General features: G+C 40.9%; 10 protein-coding genes, 1 tRNA gene and 2 pseudogenes. 7 read left to right on the top strand and 6 right to left on the bottom strand.

All coding sequences use genetic code 11. The annotated features are described in order from the left end of the window. Window positions 1-37: 37 nt before the first annotated feature. A pseudogene (locus tag C200_RS03770) lies at window positions 38-436 on the bottom strand (transposase); the annotation flags it as partial. A gap of 191 nt (window positions 437-627) precedes the next feature. Between C200_RS03770 and C200_RS03765 the strand changes: the two are divergent. Further along, window positions 628-704: transfer RNA gene (locus tag C200_RS03765), tRNA-Arg, on the top strand. 233 nt (window positions 705-937) lie between these two features. On the opposite strand, the gene C200_RS03760 is transcribed toward C200_RS03765, so the two are convergent. Beyond that, the gene (locus C200_RS03760) at window positions 938-2350 is read right to left on the bottom strand and encodes an APC family permease (protein WP_016211637.1); all 1413 of its coding nucleotides are present in this window, start codon (window positions 2348-2350) and stop codon (window positions 938-940) included. 459 nt (window positions 2351-2809) lie between these two features. On the opposite strand from C200_RS03760, the gene dinB reads away from it, so the two are divergent. From dinB to C200_RS03740, 4 genes are all read left to right on the top strand, one after another. Beyond that, window positions 2810-3850 (top strand): DNA polymerase IV, encoded by a 1041-nt coding sequence (gene dinB, locus C200_RS03755; protein WP_230383343.1) that lies wholly within the window; start codon window positions 2810-2812, stop codon window positions 3848-3850. A gap of 19 nt (window positions 3851-3869) precedes the next feature. Next, window positions 3870-5390: an AMP-binding protein gene (locus tag C200_RS03750; protein ID WP_016211636.1), complete on the top strand. Its 1521-nt coding sequence runs from the start codon at window positions 3870-3872 to the stop codon at window positions 5388-5390. Window positions 5391-6376: 986 nt separating this feature from the next. Next, the gene (locus tag C200_RS03745) at window positions 6377-7693 is read left to right on the top strand and encodes an LbtU family siderophore porin (RefSeq protein WP_016211018.1); all 1317 of its coding nucleotides are present in this window, start codon (window positions 6377-6379) and stop codon (window positions 7691-7693) included. Window positions 7694-7796: 103 nt separating this feature from the next. Then, window positions 7797-8180, top strand: coding sequence for a hypothetical protein (locus C200_RS03740; protein ID WP_016211015.1), 384 nt, complete (start codon window positions 7797-7799; stop codon window positions 8178-8180). Window positions 8181-8314: 134 nt separating this feature from the next. Here the strand turns inward: C200_RS03740 and C200_RS03735 are convergent, their stop codons facing one another. The 3 genes from C200_RS03735 to C200_RS03725 form a co-directional block, all read right to left on the bottom strand. Further along, window positions 8315-11380 (bottom strand): efflux RND transporter permease subunit, encoded by a 3066-nt coding sequence (locus tag C200_RS03735; RefSeq protein ID WP_016211019.1) that lies wholly within the window; start codon window positions 11378-11380, stop codon window positions 8315-8317. A 68-nt stretch (window positions 11381-11448) separates the two neighbouring features. Continuing rightward, window positions 11449-12552: an efflux RND transporter periplasmic adaptor subunit gene (locus C200_RS03730; protein WP_016211017.1), complete on the bottom strand. Its 1104-nt coding sequence runs from the start codon at window positions 12550-12552 to the stop codon at window positions 11449-11451. 23 nt (window positions 12553-12575) lie between these two features. Next, window positions 12576-13130 carry a DUF6622 family protein gene (locus C200_RS03725; protein ID WP_016211016.1) on the bottom strand — a complete coding sequence of 185 codons (555 nt, stop codon included), beginning with the start codon at window positions 13128-13130 and terminating at the stop codon, window positions 12576-12578. Between the two features lie 114 nt (window positions 13131-13244). On the opposite strand from C200_RS03725, the gene C200_RS03720 reads away from it, so the two are divergent. Beyond that, window positions 13245-13814 (top strand): PadR family transcriptional regulator, encoded by a 570-nt coding sequence (locus C200_RS03720; RefSeq protein WP_075273381.1) that lies wholly within the window; start codon window positions 13245-13247, stop codon window positions 13812-13814. Between the two features lie 119 nt (window positions 13815-13933). Continuing rightward, window positions 13934-14689, top strand: a complete 756-nt coding sequence (locus tag C200_RS03715; protein WP_016211020.1) for a DUF2076 domain-containing protein — start codon at window positions 13934-13936, stop codon at window positions 14687-14689. 166 nt (window positions 14690-14855) lie between these two features. Here the strand turns inward: C200_RS03715 and C200_RS16045 are convergent. Beyond that, window positions 14856-15109: pseudogene (locus tag C200_RS16045) on the bottom strand (IS701 family transposase); the annotation flags it as partial.

The raw sequence follows: 15109 nt of genomic DNA, 5'->3' as shown, positions 1-15109 counted from the left end.
TTCCGTTATACGCTACTCCCTACTCAAATCTAAATTTTTTGTAAAGCTCTCCGCCCTGCTCTCTATCATCATAAATATAACGGTAAATCGTGCTTTCACTCACCTGGATATCATGCTCTCGTATAAGTTCCTGACTGATAACATCGGGGGATGTATGGGTGCTTAACCGTTGATGGATCAACATTTTTGCCTCCTCTGAAATTTGTCGAAAAGCTTGACCTTGCTTAGCGTTAGCTCGTTTTTCTTGTGCACAGCGAGAAGTAAGCCGGTGACAATAAAGACCTTTAAAATCGATTGGGGTGTGCCGTTTAATCTCACGGCTAATCGTGCTAGGAGAAAAGCCAAGTGCTCTAGCAATTGATCTGAGCGAGTCTCCCTCTGATAACCGTTGTTCGATATAAAAACGATCTTTTTCATTTAAGTGCCGATAAACCATCTCTACCCTCTAAGTCAAAAGGCGAACTAGAGAGTTTATCTGTATGAATATGAACTCTCTACTGAGTGTTGCACTTCAGATGACGGAGGGCGAATTGGTTGATGGCTTGGTGCGTTTGATTTGGCTTTAATTGTCACTTTTTAAAGAATTTTTTGAAAGTTAGCGCGAGGGCTGTTATGATGTGGCCCAATGCGCCTGTAGCTCAGTTGGATAGAGTATCAGCCTCCGAAGCTGAGGGTCACAGGTTCGAATCCTGTCAGGCGCGCCATCTTTGTCTTTTTGTTTATTGATATTGTTTATTTTTGTCAGGTTGTGTGATTTAGGCTGAGTATATTGATATTGCATGAAATCGATAGGCCTAAGTTAAAAAAATAAAAAGAGCTCCCATAAAGAGAGCTGTAACATTTGGCGTTCACAAACCACAAGTGAGTTTGCTTAAATATTCTTTCATTGATTTAACAGCTAAAATATAGAAAAAATTTCTAAAAAGCTCTATGGCGGTTAAGAGTATTTTGTCATGAATGCTGTTGGTGTTATGGATGTTCTGCGGTGGTAAATATAAAACAAGATCACAGGAAGAATCATGGTAATGAGGCCAGTTGTAAAAATAACGGCATAGTGATTGCCGGTATTAATATTGCCTGGTGGAATAAAGCCGACGAATAATGTAATACCGCAGCCTATAAAGCCTAATAGACTGATGAGGCTAAAGCCTACGGTTTTACCTGGAATAACAAACTCCGGGGTTTGTTTCTGCTGTTGATAACGAATCTTAATTGCGGCACAAAACATCATGACGTACATGAGCATATAAAGCTCAGTGCTTAAGGCAGTTAATAACCAGTAAGAACCACTGATACTTGGCATTAATAAAAAGGCAGAGCAAACAGCGCTGACAACGATAGCTTGTAAAATGAGCAAGTTTGCTGGGGCTTTGACTTTATTTGTTTTGGCAAGAAAGCTAGGTACAAAGCCATCTTGTGCTGCTTGTAATAAGCCGGTTGCAGGTGAGAGCATCCAGTTGATCATGCTGCCTAAGCTGCCGATAACGATGAGTATGCCGATAATAGGCATGGCCCAGGCTAGATGATAATGATCAAGAAAACGGCTAAATGCCTGCATAATACCATCAACTAAGGCAATTTCTTGACCTGGTAATACCATCGCAATGGCCAGTGAGCCAAGCAACATTGTAAAAGCAATAATTACAACGGTGGTTAATAAGGCTTTAGGTACCGTTTTGCGTGGCTTGTCAACATAGCGAGTATGTACAGTGGCAAGCTCCATGCCTAAAAATGAGGCCATGATTGCTGTTAGTGAAATCCAGCCATCTTGATGATGCAGGTTTGGCACCCAGTGGTGAAAGTTTACCTGTGATGGATTGCCTTTGATGACCCAAATGAGGGCTAAAATCAGAATCATTAACATCGGTAATAAAGTACCGATCAGCGTGCAAATACTGGCAAAGCGCGCTGAGGTTCTAAGACCTTTTAAGTTAACAAAGGTCATTAACCAGAAAATCGTTAGGATCATGCTGACCATGTAAAATTTATTATTAGCAAGCGTAGGTGCGAAAATATGGGCAGTTGTTGCTGCAATAAATGAGAGGATCGTCGGGTACCAGACCATGGTATTAACCCATTGCAACCAGATGGCAAGAAAAGCCCATTTTTTACCGAAGGCGGTACGTGTCCAACCGTAAATGCCACTGTGATCTGGGCAGCGTGAGCTTAATTCGGCTGAGATAAAGGCGGTTGGTAATAAAAAAGTCAAGGCCCCTAAGATAAAGAAAAATGGCAATTCAGAGCCAAATAAAGCGGCTGAGGGTAGGTTGCGAATACTATCGATGGAGCCTGTGATTAAAAGGACAAGCAGGAAAAATGAAATTTTAGGCGGGTTCTTGGTGAGGGTCATCACAGTCTCTTTCTGTTGGTATGGGTGATTTGGGTATATATGCAAATAAATGAATATTTAATCATGCATCGACGGAGTTGACAATAGCAAAATCGATGATTTATGACTAATTTAACGCATTGAATGATAAATTAAATGGCAAAGAGTGAATGTGAAGCTGTGAGGATGAAGAGTGCGCATGTGAAGATTTAGTCCTTGGCCTTATTAAAAGATTAAACAAAGAGACTTATGCACTGTAGCGCCTTCAATTTATCATTGTCAACTTTATTTTTGTTTGTTTTTAACGTGTTGCAATGCACAGTATTGTTTTGATGGAAAACTTTGATAAAGTTATTTGTTTTTTACGTATGATGAAAATCAAGCATACTATAATTAAGAATAAAATTAAGCATAAATCATAGATAAAAATTAATGATATTAATTCGGTGTTTAGGATTATATGGTAATAGTTAAGTGGGCTTGAAATATCCACGAAAAATTATTCATATTGATATGGATTATTTTTATGCTCAGATTGAAGAGCAGAAAAACTCCCATTTAAAAAATCAGCCGCTTGCAGTGGGTGGGCAAGGTATACGAGGGGTGATTGCAACTTGTAATTATATTGCGCGCCAGTTTGGTTTACACTCTGCTTTATCAACGCGTCAGGCATTAGAACGTTGCCCGCATCTTGTGATTGTGCTTGCACGGATGGCTGTGTATAAGGAAGTGTCACAGGTAATTCATGAAATTTTTCATCAATATAGTGACTTAGTTGAGCCTTTGTCTTTAGATGAAGCTTTTTTAGATGCTTCTGCACACCAGAGTGCGACGAAAACTGCCAGACAAATTCGCTCTGATATTTATCAGCACTTAGGTTTAACGGCTTCCAGTGGGGTAGCGGCTAATAAATTTCTTGCCAAAGTTGCCAGTAATATCAATAAACCTAATGGAGAGTGTGTCATTCGTCCTGAGCAGGTGACTGCCTTTATGCCGAATTTGCCTGTGAACGTACTGCCCGGGGTTGGGCCAGTGATGGCGCAGAAACTGGCAGACTTAAAAATAGTAGATTGTGCCGAACTTGCTAAGTTGTCACTCCTTGAGTTAAATCAATATTTTGGTCGATTTGGTCAGCGCTTATATCAGTTGGTCCGGGGGATTGATGATCGCCCTGTTGATGTGAACCATCAGCGTAAATCGGTGACTGTTGAGACAACCTTTGTCAGTGATTTAAGTTTAAATCAGGCAGGGCATGCGCTAAATGATTTAGTAAAGCGCTTAAAGCTTAGGTTGGCAACCAATACATCGACGCCTATGATGATTAAAGCCCTAGTGCTCAAGTTAAAATCTTATGATTTTCAGCGTGTAAGCTGTGAATTGCAATACCACAGTATTGATATTCACCTTTATCGACAGTTACTGTATAAGGCGTATGCGCGCCATAATAAAACGATACGTTTGTTGGGGGTGGGAGTGCGTTTCCAGCAGCAAGGCGCGATAGAACAATTAGCTTTGTTTTAGTTTTCAGGAGGAAATAAGGATGAATCTATATGCATTTTTCTATCAACGCTTTTCATCAGTATTACAAAAAACAGTGATACAAGCGGGTGAGCGCTATTTAAGCTATCAGCACTTAGATGATATAACGGCTTTGTTTGCTGCCCGCTTACAGGCGTTAGGCTTAAAGCCAGGTGATCGTTTAGTGGCTCAAGTGGCAAAATCATCGGAAACGGTTTTTTTATATTTAGCGTGTTTGCGCACGGGAGTGATTTATGTGCCACTTAATATGGCGTATCAGCAAGATGAGCTTGATTATTTTTTTAAAGATGCAAGCCCTACATTAATACTCTGTCATCCAGATCAAGAAAAAAACATAAAAAAATTAGGTAATTATCAGATTAGAAGCTTTCATGTTGATAACTTAAGCGCTGAAACCTCAGGTCAGTTTTTTGATAATATGGCAACATTGGCTGTGCAGCGTGAAGTGTATATGAGTGATCCGGATGATATTGCGGTTATTTTATATACCTCTGGGACGACGGGTCAGCCAAAAGGTGCGATGTTATCGCATCGTGCGTTGGTGCAAAATTGTATAGATTTAAATTTATGTTGGGGTTTTACTGATAGCGATGTATTACTGCATACATTGCCTTTGTTTCATGTGCATGGTTTGTTTTTTGCTTTACATTCGGTATTGTATGCCTCCGCGAGCATGATTTTGCAGGCAAAATTTGATCCGATGGAAGTGATCATCAGCTTGATTCAGGCAACTGTTTTTATGGGGGTGCCAACATATTATACGCGTTTATTAAAAGAAGCCGAATTTACTGGTAGCCGTGCGGCTCAGGTGCGTTTATTTATTTCAGGCTCTGCACCGTTACATGAAAAGACTTTCCAAGGTTTTTATCAACGGACTGGAAAGACGTTAGTCGAACGTTATGGCATGAGTGAGACGGGAATTAATACCTCAAATCCTTTGCATGGTGAGCGCAAATTCGGTACGGTGGGGACGGCTTTAGAGCATGTAACCGTGCGAGTTGTTGATGAGGTAAGTGAAAAGGTACTCATGCCTGGGCAAACCGGAGAAGTGCAGGTGCAAGGCCGTCACTTATTTAGTGGTTACTGGCAAAAGGAAGATCAAACCGACGGGGCCTTTACTTGCGATCAATTTTTTAAAACAGGTGATTTAGGTTATTTAGATGAACAGGGCTATCTAACTTTAGTGGGTCGTGTGAAAGATATGATTATTTCTGGTGGTCTAAACATTTATCCAAAAGAAATTGAAACAGCAATTGATAGGGTGACAGGTGTGAATGAAAGTGCGGTGGTTGGGGTGGCACATGAAGACTTGGGTGAGGGGGTGGTTGCAGTCGTTGTTTTGCAAGATAATGCTAATATGCTTGCTGAGCATATTATCGCTTATTGTAAGGCAAGTCTGGCAGATTTTAAATGCCCAAAAAAAGTTGTATTTATTGATCAATTACCACGTAATACGATGGGAAAAGTTCAGAAAAATCAGTTGCGTCAGCAGTATCAAGCGATCTTTGCTGACGCTCACTAAATTTAAGTTATTTATAGTGAAAAATAGATAGGCCAAGAATCAAGAATATAGAAAACTTAGCGATTGAGACTGAAAAGGTCTTCACTAGGGCAAAGTCGGCGGTCTCGGTGTGCTGATAGCGATTTTAACTGTGTTTTATTGCGGTGATGACGACAGGGCTTGGCATTATTTTGAGTGGGCGCAAGAAAGTTGGTAGGTGAATCATCAGGAAAACTATATTTCATGCGTTTCTCCAACGCTGCGAGCCATGGACCGAGGTAGCGACGCTTACGGCTGAATTAAATAAGCGGTTACGGTTAAATATGTTTGCATGTTTATACATAGATTTTATTCCTCCTTGTATAAACAGATATTAAGTGATTGTTTATATAATTTAAAGAATCTATCATTTGGATAAATGGCTGGTTAAAATTTATTTTCATTGATTTAGTATTAATCATAAGTATGTATATTTTTTATAAATCTGAATTGTTTTTTATTATTATTTATAAATTTAATAAATAAACTAAGATTTTTATCATTATAGAATAATTGTAATTTATTTATTTTGATAGGTATTTTATTACATTCTGCTTTAGTTGGATTTGTTATATTTTCCAGAAATTTTGATCTCCAAGAACTATCAAAAACTATATAGGCAAAGTATAAAGTCTGAAGCTTAACCTTTGCTTAAATGTACATCAGGCTTAAGGTGATTTCTGTTGAGTATTTTCAGAGTCTTAAGCTCAATTTAATCTTTCTTAAGGTTGAAAACAGGCTAAAATCAACATTTTGATAAAATTATTAATTTTTTTTTATTGTTCTTTTTTAATCGGTTTTTATCCTAATTTGATAGATAGTTATCGAAATTCAATAAGTTTTGTTTTTAATTGAATTTTTTTTACGAGTTTGGGTTTTACAAAGTGAATTTACCTGGTTATAGTAGCCCCAGTTGCTTAATAGCACTTAAATGTGTATCCAGATAAAAACAAGTTAGGGTAAAAAGAATGAAAGTAAAAATGATTGTTGCAGCTGTAGCTGTTGCAGGTTTAACAGCGACTGCCGCAAATGCCGCTGATAATGGTAAGCTTCAATTACAAATCAACCAATTGAAGGCGCAACACACTCAACTTCAACAGCAAGTTGCTAATCTGCAAGGTCAAGGCCAAACTACTGGTGCCGTTCACGTTGGCGCTGTTGGTGGTGAACTAATCTCTGAAAATAACTACGATGGTCGTGGCTTAGATCTTCTTAAATCATTAGCGAAAGCAGGCAGCAATGCACCGTTATTAACTATTGGTGGTACGTTAGAAGCTGATGCGCAAATGAACCGTAACGGTAATGTTGGATCTGGTTCTACTTCTGGTGACCCTTCTGGCCTTAACTATACTGATGGAACTAGCAGTTCTGCATTCTATTTAGATACTGCACGTATTGATATCTTAGCGCATGTGAATGACTGGGTTAACGGTGAAATCTCGTATGACTTAAATGGTGATAGTGGTCTTCACACTGGTAGCCTTTTAGTGGGTAACCTCAATCAATTACCAGTTTATGGTCAAATCGGTAAATTCTACCCAGATGCAGGTTTGTTTGAATTAGCTAGTGATGATGTTTATTCTTCTAGCTTAGTCAAGCGTTATTTCCGTCCAGATGCGCAAAATGGTGCATCTGTAGGCTTCTATAAAGCAGGCTTACATACTTCTTTAACTGCATTTAAAACGTCTGCTCCACAAGCTAATGCTGCTAACTATAACCAAGCAACTAGTGATTGGTCTGCACAAGCGGATTACACTTTTAATGCAGGTCAAGTCAATGCCACTATAGGTGCAGGTTACTTATCTAATATGGTGAATACCAATGACAGCTTCACTGCAACAGGTGCAGGAACTGGTACACAAAAAGATCGGCTACCGATGGCTAATGTAAGCGCTAAGATTGGCTTTGGTCCATTTGAAGCCCTTGCTACTTATGCTCAAACATTAAAAGGTTTGGCGAATACTACAGGTGGTACAACGAAGTTGAAAGCCTTTGATTTAGAAGGTGCTTACCACTTCCAAGCTGTGAAGCCGATGACTGTGATGTTAGGTTATAGCCGTACATATGGCTTTGATAAGGTTGGACCTGTTGATCAGTTTATTGATGGTAATACTGCGATTACTATCAATAACAAAAAAGACCAATGGTTATTGGGTGTAAACTCTGAAGTATTTAAGAACACAACGGTTGGTCTTGAGTATGCGCGTGTAGGTCAGCTTGATAGCACAGGTACTGACACTAACCGCTACAACGTATTGACTGCGGATATGACTGTTAAGTTCTAATTTAAGAGCTTTAAAGTTTTCAAAAAGGCGCTGCGGCGCCTTTTTTTATGGGCGTTAATTATTGGTAATGTAGGCTAGTATTTAAATTTGTGAGTGATGAGAGATGAAAAATTTAATCTATGCACAGCGTTTGCTTTATTTTGCCGTATTGATTGCGGTGATTGTCACCTTTGTTCAGCCATTTCTAATGCCGATTAAGCTTGCTGATGTGCCTTTAATGCCGCTCGTGGTCGCTTCGATTTATTCCTTGATTTTTGCTGCAGCTTTAGCATTAGCTGCATATAAATTACCGAGCAAAGCTGGTTGGCCGCGGTTTTTGTTGGTGATTTTATTTATTGGGGATGCGATGCCTGCGGTAAAAAACTGGCTAGTGCTTTGGCATACGACGGAGCTTTTTGCGATTATTTATCTAATGAAATTAATGCTGATGTTAGCTGCAATTTTGCTAAGCTTGAGTAAACTTGCTCGTGATTTTTATAAATGCTAATTTGATTGATTTTTATAATTAATAACCCTGTTTAAAAAATGCCGAGATAGATCGATCAAGCTAGGGTTAAGATCAAAAAAAGGCAAGTGTTGGGCTTGCCTTTATTATGTGTGCTTTAATTATTAAGTTTAAGCCTAAGCCTGTTTAGTGGTCTTGGTTGTATTGGGTGTGCGCTGTTTGGTTAAGTAGGTGTACATGGTTGGAATAACAAAGAGCGTGAATAAGGTGCCGATCAGTAAGCCCATAGCGATGACGAGGCCCAGGTCATGGCGGCTGACTGCACCTGCACCGCTGGCGATAATAAGAGGCAATACACCGACGACCATCGCTGCGGTGGTCATTAGAATTGGCCGTAAACGCATGCCGGCAGCGTGCTCAATGGCACTGCGAATATCACGCCCTTCTTGTTCTTGTAAGTCATTGGCAAACTGGACCATTAAGATGCCATGTTTGGTGATCAGGCCAATCAGAGTGACTAAACCAATTTCGGTATAAATATTCAGTGAAGTCCAGCCGAAGGCCATAGGAATCGCAGCACCGAAGATGGCCATTGGCACCGTGAACATGATGATAAAGGGATCACGGAAGCTTTCAAATTGTGCAGCAAGAACCAAGAAAATCATGATGAGGGCAAAAAAGAAGGTATAGATTAAGGCATTACCTTCTTGAACCAGTGTGCGGGATTGCCCTGAAAAATTATAGCTCATGCCTTTAGGCATCAGTTTGGTCGCTTGAGCTTTTAAGAAGTTCAGTGCTTCAGTATCCGTATGTCCAGGCATAGCAACAGCAGATAAGGTCGCTGAATTTAATTGCTGGAACTGATTGAGCGTGCCGGGCTCTATTGAGGTGGATAATGTAATTAAAGTCGATAGTGGAATCAGCGCACCAGCGGCGGTTTTAATGTAGTTATTATTGAGCTGCTGTGGTGTTAGGCGCTCATTATCGGCCAGTTGGGGAATGACCTTATAGCTGCGGCCATCCAGGCTAAAATAATTGACTTTTCCACCGCTTAATAACGTGCTTAATGTCGAGCCAATTTGCTGCATGGTAATGCCCATCTGAGCGGCTTTGGCGCGGTCAATGGCGATATTTAATTTAGGTTTATTAAATTTTAAATCGCTGCTGCTAAATAAGAATAAGCCACTTTTATCCGCGGCGGCTTTAAACTTGGTCATGACATTATTTAAGACGCTATAGTCGGCGGTACTTGTTAAGACAAACTGAATCGGCATGCCATCGGGGCCAGGGAGTGCAGGCATTTGAATCGCTTGCGCTTGCAGGCCAGTAATTTGGTTGAGCTTATGTTGCAACAAGGGTTGTAATTGCATGGTGGTCATCGAGCGGTCACGCCAGGGTTTAAGAACAGCGCCGGAGGTGACTTGGCTAGGAAACGTACCAGCCCCTGTGGTATTGATGATAAAATAATCGGCAATGGCAGGAAAGCTTTTGTAAATTTTAGCGAACTCTTCTGAGTATTTTTCTACATAATTAATATTGGCGTATTTAGGTGCTGAGGCAAAAGTGATTAAAAAGCCTTGATCTTCATGTGGGGCAAGCTGCTTTTGCGTCATTTTCAGCATGCCAAAAATACCGACTAGAATAATCAAGCCAAAGGTGAGGACAACGGGGCGATGCTCCAAGGTGTGATGGAGAATTCTTTCATAACGTTGTTGTAGGCGTAAAAATTGGCGATCGAGCCAGTGGGCCAGGCCGCCATTGGCATTATCGGCAACTAGGAGCTTGGAGCACATCATCGGTGATAAAGTGAGGGCAATCACACCAGAGACGATGACAGCGGCTGCAAGAGTTAAGGCAAATTCTTTAAAAAGTGCGCCCGTAATGCCGCCGACAAAGGCAATCGGTGCATACACCGCAGCAAGGGTGATCGTCATGGCAATGACCGGTGAGGCGATTTCACGTGCCCCAATCAGGGCGGCGTCAAAGGGTTGCTTGCCTTCTTCGATATGGCGATGGACGTTTTCAACGACAATAATCGCATCATCAACGACGAGGCCGATGGCAAGGACCATGGCGAAAAGCGTTAACAGGTTAATCGAATAACCAAAAATCAGCATTAATGAGCATACACCGATGAGGGATAATGGAATGGTGATGACTGGAATCACGACTGAGCGTAATGAGCCTAAGAAGAGGAAAATGACGACAATAACAATAGCGGTTGCTTCAATAATGGTCTTAATGACCTCTTGAATCGAAGCGTTAATATAACGTGTGGCATCGTAGACGACATTTTGCTTGAGTGATGGCGGCAAGTCTTTGGTCAGCTCAGGTAAGACTTTACGAACATCTTTAATTACTGAAAGTGGGTTAGCTGAGGCGGTGGACTGAATTGCCATAAAGACACCACGTTTGCCGTTGAAAATGACAGAGGAGCTGTAATCTTCTGAACCGAGTTCAACTTTGGCGATATCTTCTAGGTGGATTAATGTATCACCATCTCCTTTAACGACAATATTTTTAAAGTCTTTAACCGTATTAATATCAGTTTTTGCACTAATGTTATAAACACTAAAAACACCCTTGGTTTGACCGGCGGCAGTTTGATAGTTATTGGCTGTTAATGCACTGGAAACATCGGAAGCGGTGACATGCAGTGCAGCCATACGTATGGGATTTAGCCAGACACGCATAGCAAAAGGATTGCCGCCGAGGATACTGGCACTGCCAACACCTTGCACGGTCTGTAATTTAGGTTGGATTACACGCGATAAATAGTCATAAATTTGTGGCGAGGTGAGCTCATTACTGGAGTAACTGATGTAAAGCAAGGCGACAGAGTCTGACTTTTGTTTGGCAATAACGGGTTGGTCGGCATCTTGAGGTAGTTGGTTTTGTACCGAGTTGACCTGGCTCATCACCTGGGTAAATGCAGCATCGGCATTGACATTGGGTTTTAAGTAAATGCTGATGGTGCTGGTACTGGTGACACTTTGTGCTGAAATATAATCGATACCATCGACACTGGCAACGGCTTTTTCTATGGGTGAGGTGATAAAGCCTTGAATCAGGCTTGCACTGGCACCAGAATATGTTGTTGTAACGGTGATCACTGTGTTTTCAATTTTTGGGTACTGTCGTACTTGTAGTTCAAATAATGCGCGTAGCCCCAAAATTAAAATCATGATACTGACGACACTGGCCAGCACGGGGCGACGCACAAAAATATCTGTAAATTTCATAAATTTTTATCCGCTATTCATCTATATTATCATCAGTTTAATTCAATGATTGAAACCTGGTGATTACGTTATTGCGTTGTATTTTTTAATGCGATGGCTGCACCATTTTCAAGCTTAAGCTGGCCGCCATCGACGATTAAATCACCGGCTTTAAGCCCTTTGTTAATGACGACTGTATTGCTACGTTGATCCCCTGTTTGTATGGAAATACGTGTCACTGTCCCTGTGGGTTCGCCTTGTTGATTTTTCTTGCCGTTAAGTTGGATTAAATAGACTGAATTGCCGTATAAAGTATAGGTAACAGCCGTATGAGGCAGAGTGAGAACCTTGGGCAGGACGGGTAAGTAAACCTGCACGGTGGTAAACATTCCTGGATAAAGCTCATGTTTGGGGTTTGGCAGCGACGCTTGTATTTCAATGGTGCGCGTATTGCTATCAACTTCTGAATTCATTGCGGTAATCGTGCCAGTAAATTCACGGCCTGCAAAGGTATCGACATGGGCGCTGATTTTTTGGCCCAGTTTAATTTTATTCATGTCTTCTTGAGGCAGTGAGAAGTTGACATGTAGTGGGTTGATTGATTGCAGGCTGACGATATTGGTGCCTGGTGAGATATATTGACCCAAATTAACATTGCGAATGCCAATTTTACCGCTAAATGGCGCACGAATGAGCTTTTGTGAAATTGATACTTCAGTTGCTAGCATTTGTGCTTTGGTTTGTTCTAGGCTAGTTAATGCGGTATCGACATCTTGGCGTGAGATGGCATTTTTTTTGAGTAATGATCGGTCACGATCATAGGTGAGTTGGTCAAGTTTGAGCTTTGCTTTGTATTGCAGCAAATTAGCTTGTTCAGTGCGATCATCAAGCTGAACCAGGGGGCGGCCTTTTTCAACAAAGTCACCGGATTGAAATAAAATACGCTCAACCTGGCCAGAGACTTGCGAGGTGACATTAACGCCATTAACTGCGACCAGGGAGCCGACAGATTGTAGGTAAGGTTGCCAGGAGGTTTCTGTGACTTTAACCGCGGAGACGGTTGCCGGTGGTGGAATAAACGCTGCGAGCATTTTCATGCCAGCTTGAATATGTCGATATATAAAAAAGCTAATGGTGCCAAAAAGCAGGACAATCAGAATAATGAGGGTTAACCAGGCCTTACGACGGCTCATAGGTAGATCTCCAATAAAAATATTTAAGGGTATATTGATGTTTGCATCGATTCTTTAAAATAGCTGTTGCTGTTATTGCAGTAGCGATAGCTTAAGCAGAGGTTACGGCCGATACTTAAACCGGTAAATAACCCGGTGGTTGTCAGTAAGATTACACTAAAAGTGAAGTCGTAAATGATCTGTGGGGCGATAGTGATTTGGTAAAATACCGTGTATTTGGTGATAAAGGCACACAGTAATAATATCAGCATGTAAGGGCTACCTGGAACTGTTACGGTTCGTTGTTTATAGTCTGGTTGTATGTGGGCTCGAGGGGTGTTAAAGCAAGCGATGACAAGGCCGGCAGATAAACCTAAACTCCAGAGAATTAGTGTATTTGATAGAGATTGTGAACTGGTTGTTAGCGTATGCAGGGAGCTAAATAGAAACAGTGCAGGTATAATCGTTAAGCGGTAAATAGAATGTGTTGACGGCGATAATGCATTAATACCGCGCTTTAGGAAAGCGACCAATAAAAGATAGACCCACAATGGTGTATGCACTAAAGCCAGATAAAGACTGTTATTTGTATTGATCATGAAAATCATAGAGACCTAATTATTTTGACGTTATCACGCTACCTATGTATATTATATATGTTTTATATATATGTAAAGTTAGGTTCTACACTTGTATGTGTGGAGGGGAAGATAGTGGCCAAAGAAAGCAAGTCACGTTATGCGATATTGGGTGTGTTAAGCCATCGCGGTGAGCTCTCAGGATATGATATTAAACAGTTTTTATTAGAGCGTGCATGCTATTTTTGGGCAGAAAGTGAGTCGCAGATTTATCCAAGCTTAAAGCGTTTAATGGCAGAGGAGCTCGTGACTTGTCGCGAGGATGCGCATGGCGCTCGAGCACGTAAACTTTATAAAATTACGGAGTCAGGCTTAATCGCATTGCAAGCGTGGTTAAAAGCGCCGTCGATTAAATATCAAATTCGCGATGAGCTTATTTTAAAGCTTTTTTTTGGTTGCCATGTGGAGCCTGCGATCATGATTGAGCACTTGCAAGCTGCACGTCGGCGTGAAATAGAGTTTTTATATTTAGTCAATCGTGCATTGGATAATAATATTGATCACTGTTTAGAAGGTATGCCGCAGCATGAGTATGTACGTGCTGTCGCACGTGGTGGACAACGCTGTACGCAAGCGACCATTGAATGGTTAGATGAAACAATAGCTAGCCTGCAGAGATTGGAAAAAAAAACGCATCTTAATTAATCTTTTGCTAACGCTAATTCAGTATGATTAGTGATAGAATCGAAGAATAGCGTAATGTAATGTAATAGATAAAAGTATAGTTTTTAATTGTTTTTACATCGTGTTAATTGGAGAATGGAATGTTAGCAGAAGAGCGCCAAATGATAGAGTCTTTAGGTACACGCTTGCATGAAGCTGGTACTAAAATTGAAAAAGATCAGGAAGCTGCAGCGCTGATTGAAGAGAAAATTAGTAGCCAAAAAGATGCCGTGTATCAGTTAACCCAAGCGACTTTATTACAAGAGCATGCCCTAGGTCAAGCTCAGCAGCAGATTGCCCAATTACGTGCAGAGTTAGCCGAGCAACACCAGCAGGCGACAGAGCAAAAGCCAAGTGGTAGCTTTTTAGGCAACTTATTTGGCGGTAGTAAGCAGCAGGCTGCGCCGCCATCTGCTGCTGGTTTTGCTGCAGGGAAGAATCCGATGCCAGGGCAACAGCAATTTGCCAACAATATGAGGTCACAGGGCGGCGGCTTTATGGGGGGGGGTGTCGGCCAGCAAGGTGCTGGTGGTAGTTTTTTACGTAATGCTGCAGCGGGCGCTGTTGGTGTTGCCGGTGGTATGTTTTTATTTGAAGGATTAAGTCATTTATTTGGAGGCAATAATACAGCTCAGGCTGCGGTGCCCTCTGAGGTGATGAATGAGACGGTCATTAATGAAGCAACACCTACTGAGAGCTCGGCTGCAGGACCAATGGATGTGACTGATCAGCAAGGCAGCATTATGGATACTGGCGGCTTTGATCAAGGTACGTTCGATAATAATAGTTTTGGCGATTTTAGCGATTTTGGTGGTGCAGATGACTTTGGTGGAGGTGATTTTGGTGGTGATTGGTAAGTGTACTGGGTGATTAAATACTAAACTCGGATTTAAAAATTTTATTTTTTTCAGTTTATTACTCTTAATTTAATGGGATTTTTTCTGCTGTTGTCTATGCTTATTTTGATTTTATAGTATCTCTGATGCTGTTGAGTTTCTATACTTAACTCACCTTACGCACAGGTCATAAACATTTTAATCGCCTAAGCTCTTCAAAAGCTATTTGATTTGACCGCACAAGTAATTTATATTTGAGTGCAAAGTGGTTAAGTTGTGCTTTTACACTCAATGTTTCTAGTTTACAAAATGCCACGATTGATGCAAAAATATGATTGCATTGTGACCGAACAGTTTTAGTTGGTGATTTTGCTAAACTTGCATTTTGTTTAATCGACTTATGATATTCTTCAATTTTCCATCGTTTTTGTATAGATTTTG

Source organism: Piscirickettsia salmonis LF-89 = ATCC VR-1361 (genome assembly GCF_000297215.2).
GTDB classification, from domain to species: Bacteria; Pseudomonadota; Gammaproteobacteria; order Piscirickettsiales; family Piscirickettsiaceae; genus Piscirickettsia; species Piscirickettsia salmonis.
The sequence above is the reverse complement of the archived record's forward strand: the minus strand, read 5'-3'. Positions and strand labels throughout refer to the sequence as shown.

Coding starts and splice junctions, on each gene's coding strand:
- C200_RS03735 (WP_016211019.1), bottom strand. CDS start 11,380: ATGAAATTTACAGATATTTTTGTGCGTCGCCCCGTGCTGGCCAGTGTC.
- C200_RS03715 (WP_016211020.1), top strand. CDS start 13,934: ATGTTAGCAGAAGAGCGCCAAATGATAGAGTCTTTAGGTACACGCTTG.
- C200_RS03725 (WP_016211016.1), bottom strand. CDS start 13,130: ATGATCAATACAAATAACAGTCTTTATCTGGCTTTAGTGCATACACCA.
- C200_RS03760 (WP_016211637.1), bottom strand. CDS start 2,350: ATGACCCTCACCAAGAACCCGCCTAAAATTTCATTTTTCCTGCTTGTC.
- C200_RS03730 (WP_016211017.1), bottom strand. CDS start 12,552: ATGAGCCGTCGTAAGGCCTGGTTAACCCTCATTATTCTGATTGTCCTG.
- C200_RS03745 (WP_016211018.1), top strand. CDS start 6,377: ATGAAAGTAAAAATGATTGTTGCAGCTGTAGCTGTTGCAGGTTTAACA.
- C200_RS03750 (WP_016211636.1), top strand. CDS start 3,870: ATGAATCTATATGCATTTTTCTATCAACGCTTTTCATCAGTATTACAA.
- C200_RS03740 (WP_016211015.1), top strand. CDS start 7,797: ATGAAAAATTTAATCTATGCACAGCGTTTGCTTTATTTTGCCGTATTG.